Source organism: Klebsiella sp. 4_1_44FAA (assembly GCF_000238715.1).
In the GTDB taxonomy this organism is placed as follows: domain Bacteria; phylum Pseudomonadota; class Gammaproteobacteria; order Enterobacterales; family Enterobacteriaceae; genus Klebsiella; species Klebsiella pneumoniae.
The window spans coordinates 1-3,315 of the sequence record NZ_JH414816.1 but is presented as its reverse complement, the minus strand read 5'-3'; the positions used below and the strand labels follow the sequence as shown (position 1 = coordinate 3,315).

4 protein-coding genes are annotated in these 3,315 nt (G+C 54.1%); all 4 read right to left on the bottom strand.

The genetic code is table 11. The annotated features are described in order from the left end of the window. Positions 1-786: 786 nt before the first annotated feature. The 4 genes from HMPREF1024_RS00660 to umuD all read right to left on the bottom strand — a co-directional run bounded on the left by HMPREF1024_RS00660 (position 787) and on the right by umuD (position 3,172). Complete coding sequence (locus tag HMPREF1024_RS00660) at positions 787-1,092, bottom strand: hypothetical protein (protein WP_009309981.1); 306 nt, start codon at positions 1,090-1,092, stop codon at positions 787-789. A 53-nt stretch (positions 1,093-1,145) separates the two neighbouring features. Further along, on the bottom strand, positions 1,146-1,397 hold the full coding sequence (locus HMPREF1024_RS00665; RefSeq protein ID WP_004206783.1) for a type II toxin-antitoxin system Phd/YefM family antitoxin: 252 nt from the start codon (positions 1,395-1,397) through the stop codon (positions 1,146-1,148). Between the two features lie 78 nt (positions 1,398-1,475). After that, positions 1,476-2,747 (bottom strand): Y-family DNA polymerase, encoded by a 1,272-nt coding sequence (locus tag HMPREF1024_RS00670; RefSeq protein ID WP_004206782.1) that lies wholly within the window; start codon positions 2,745-2,747, stop codon positions 1,476-1,478. Then, on the bottom strand, positions 2,747-3,172 hold the full coding sequence (gene umuD / locus HMPREF1024_RS00675; RefSeq protein ID WP_009309980.1) for a translesion error-prone DNA polymerase V autoproteolytic subunit: 426 nt from the start codon (positions 3,170-3,172) through the stop codon (positions 2,747-2,749). Before umuD ends, HMPREF1024_RS00670 begins: the two co-directional genes overlap by 1 nt. Positions 3,173-3,315 lie beyond the last annotated feature (143 nt).

Below are 3,315 nucleotides of genomic sequence, written 5' to 3'. Positions count from 1 at the left end.
CGTCGTCGGTCAGGTTATCTGACTGGGACCACGGTCCCACCTGCGTCATCGGTCAGGTTATCTGTCTGGGACCACGGTCCCACCTGCGTCATCGGTCAGGTAATCTGCCTGGGACCACGGTCCCACCTGCGTCATCTGTCAGCTTATCTGCCTGGGACCACGGTCCCACCTGCATCGCCGGTCAGCTTATCGGCCTGGGACCACGGTCCCACCTGCGTCGTCGGTCAGGTAATCTGCCTGGGACCACGGTCCCACCTGCATCGTCGGTCAGGTAATCTGCCTGGGAGCACGGTCCCACCTGCATCGTCGGCACATTATTAGTTTGGGACAACGGTTAAGCAATGCCTGTCACGAACAGGTATTGGCTTGTCGCCAGCAACCTGTTGAGCGGAGTAATCACGCAGCAGGGCGGCTATTACAGGTGATGGTGAAAGCTCTGTTGGGATCTGAACGAAGCATGTTGAGTGAAATTTGCAAAATTTCGCGGGGTGTGCGGCTTAATTTTAAATTTCCGCCAGCATTTTTAAAACCAGCTGCCGCCGCTGCGCGTTGGCCGGTCCTTCGTCCGGCCGGTTACCAGTCCCGGCCGTTCTTACGACCCTGGATGAACATGGTCCCGTCATCAGCGTCTCCAGTGTGATGTCGTTTGTCACGCCGTCCGAGGGGATATCAGGGACACAACATATGGTAGAAAAAGCAGCTGTCTGAGACACAATATATTGATTATCCACAGTAACGGGGGATAACCGTGTGGGTAACATATTGAAAGTCCAACACGTTATCTGATTAACTGACTTTGTAAACGCCGCTGATCCATGAAAAAAATCCGGGGGAATCATCACAGCGCATAAACATACCGTTTTGTTTTTGGGTGACGGCAAGGAGGCCCCTGTTATCACCACATACCTTGTCAAAGGTTTCCATTCCTATCCTTATCAGGCTCTTTTCGTTATTTTCGGGAGAGATCCGGAGATGTTTTGTCAGCCAGACAGGATAGGTATCAGCGTTACGCCAGTACTGCAATTCAATCACTGAAGCCATTCCCCAGACAGTGAAGAATAAGAAAACCACACCTGCGATTTTGCTACCCATATTGTTCCTTAACATTGATTTAATACATTCCTTGCTCCTCGCACCGGAGCACATCACAGATACTGATTGAGATCCACTTCACGCAGCGGCTGGTTTTGACGTTCTGTGATCAATTGCACCAGGTCTTTTTCGTCCAGCGCATCGAGCATTTGTTCATACAGAGCCGCGGGCACACAATAAAAAACAGGGCGGTTGCGGTCAATAATCGCGACCGGGTAGCCGCCGCCGGCACTGGCGGTGGCCACCGGATCGTTTTTAAGTTCGCTGACGCTGGCAGTCACATCACACAGAATGATGTTTGTCATGGTTCCCCCCTGAGACAAGTCATCTGTATGATCGGTAAAGTAAGCTCTGGCGGCAAGTCCCTTCTGTCATTTCAACGGTCAGAAACGGGCAACCGGCAGCTCCTTCCAGCGGGTGGTATATGCCGGTGACAGCATCTCCCGTTTCATCTGCCAGTCCGGCGCAATACCCCGTCCGGCAAACCAGACTTTCCCGAGTCCGGAATGATTAATACCGTCGAGCACCTTCATCAGCGCATCGCTGTGCGGCCGTGGCTGCACGTCATCGAACAGATTCAGCTGTGCAACGCCGTTCGGGCTGAAATCATTGAGCATTATCCCCGCTTTTGCGTAGCGGTGGCCATCGAGCCAGATCCTGTCCAGAGACCTGACCGCTGCCGCTATAATGTCCCGGGTGTCACGGGTAGGGGTGTTCAGTTTCTCAGTGGCCACGTTACCGTAGTACGGTTCATTAACCGCAAAAGGGGAGGTTTTGATGAAGATGCTGATATGCCGGCAGTACTGCCGCTCACCTCGCAACTTTTCTGCTGCGCGCTCGGCGTACTGGCAGACGGCCTGGCGCATTTCTTCATAGGTGGTGATCCGCTGCCCGAAGCTGCGACTGCAGACAATCTGCTGTTTCGGCGGCGGCGCTTCCTCCAGTGAAATGCAACTCTCGCCGTTCAGCTCACGTACCGTGCGCTCCAGCACTACGTTGAAGTTTTTGCGGATAAACGCGGGGTTCGTCAGCGACAGCTGCAGGGCGGTGGTGATCCCCATAACGTGCAGCTTTTTCGCTATCCGGTTCCCCACGCCCCAGATTTCTTCCACCGGCTGCAGGCTGAGTAATTTTGCCGTCCTGCGTGGATTATCGGGCGACAGCGCCAGCACCCCCCTGAATTGTGGCCATTCCTTTGACGCCCACTGCGCCGATTTGGCCAGTGTTTTTGTGGCGCCGCAGCCGACACCAATCGTCAGTCCGGTTCCACTGAGAACGTGCCCACGCAGCTGCCTGCCAAAATCCTCCAGATCCATACATTGGCCAATTCCCCGGGCATCCAGGAAACATTCGTCTATCGAGTATTGTTCGACGCGGGGAGACAGCTCCTCCAGCAGGGCGACCACGCGGTTACTCAGGCTAGCGTAGAGCTCGTAATTGCTGGAAAAAACGTACAGTTTTTCAGGAAACTGCGCCTCTTTGAGCTGGAACCAGGGGGTTCCCATCTTTATACCCAGCCGTTTGGCTTCAGCACTCCGGGCAATAACGCAGCCATCGTTGTTACTGAGAACGACGACCGGTTTTCCGCGCAAATCCGGCCTGAAAACCCTCTCGCAACTGGCGTAGAAGGAGTTGACGTCGGCCAGGGCGAACATCAGTCTGTCCCCCGGGTTTTATGAATGAAGGCCGTCACCACACCGAAAATTTGCAGCGTTTCCGGATCCGGGTACAGGGAAGGGAAGTCCGGGTTCATCGCCTGCAAGGCCGGCCGTGGCGTCAGAAGCAGGCGTTTTACCGTAAATTCACCCTCAATTTCCGCGATAACAATATCCCCGTGCCGCGGCTGTTCTGCTTTATCCACGACCATCAGATCGCCGGAATAGAGGCCAATATCAGTCATTGAGTTGCCAATCGCCCTGACAAAATAGGTGGAGTGGCGCCGGTGAATGCAGTACTCATTCAGATCCAGTTCAGACTCAGTGTAGTCCGCAGCCGGTGACGGAAAACCCGCAGGGCATCGCTCTGTGAACAAAGGAATTTTTACTATGCTGGCTTCTGATACTGCAGGAATGAACTTCATCGTATTTTCCCCTCGCTTGAAACTGTATATATATACAGTGTGCGCCGGGAGACCGGTAGAGATCAAGGGGTGAAAGTCCCCGACCATTGAAGGACCAGCAATCCACAAGGTCCCCGAGTCATGCGTTGCATACCGCGAGGTAT

What these genes read in the sequence shown, in the direction of transcription:
- umuD (WP_009309980.1), bottom strand. Translation starts at nt 3,172, where the DNA reads ATGAAGTTCATTCCTGCAGTATCAGAAGCCAGCATAGTAAAAATTCCT.
- HMPREF1024_RS00670 (WP_004206782.1), bottom strand. Translation starts at nt 2,747, where the DNA reads ATGTTCGCCCTGGCCGACGTCAACTCCTTCTACGCCAGTTGCGAGAGG.
- HMPREF1024_RS00660 (WP_009309981.1), bottom strand. Translation starts at nt 1,092, where the DNA reads ATGGGTAGCAAAATCGCAGGTGTGGTTTTCTTATTCTTCACTGTCTGG.
- HMPREF1024_RS00665 (WP_004206783.1), bottom strand. Translation starts at nt 1,397, where the DNA reads ATGACAAACATCATTCTGTGTGATGTGACTGCCAGCGTCAGCGAACTT.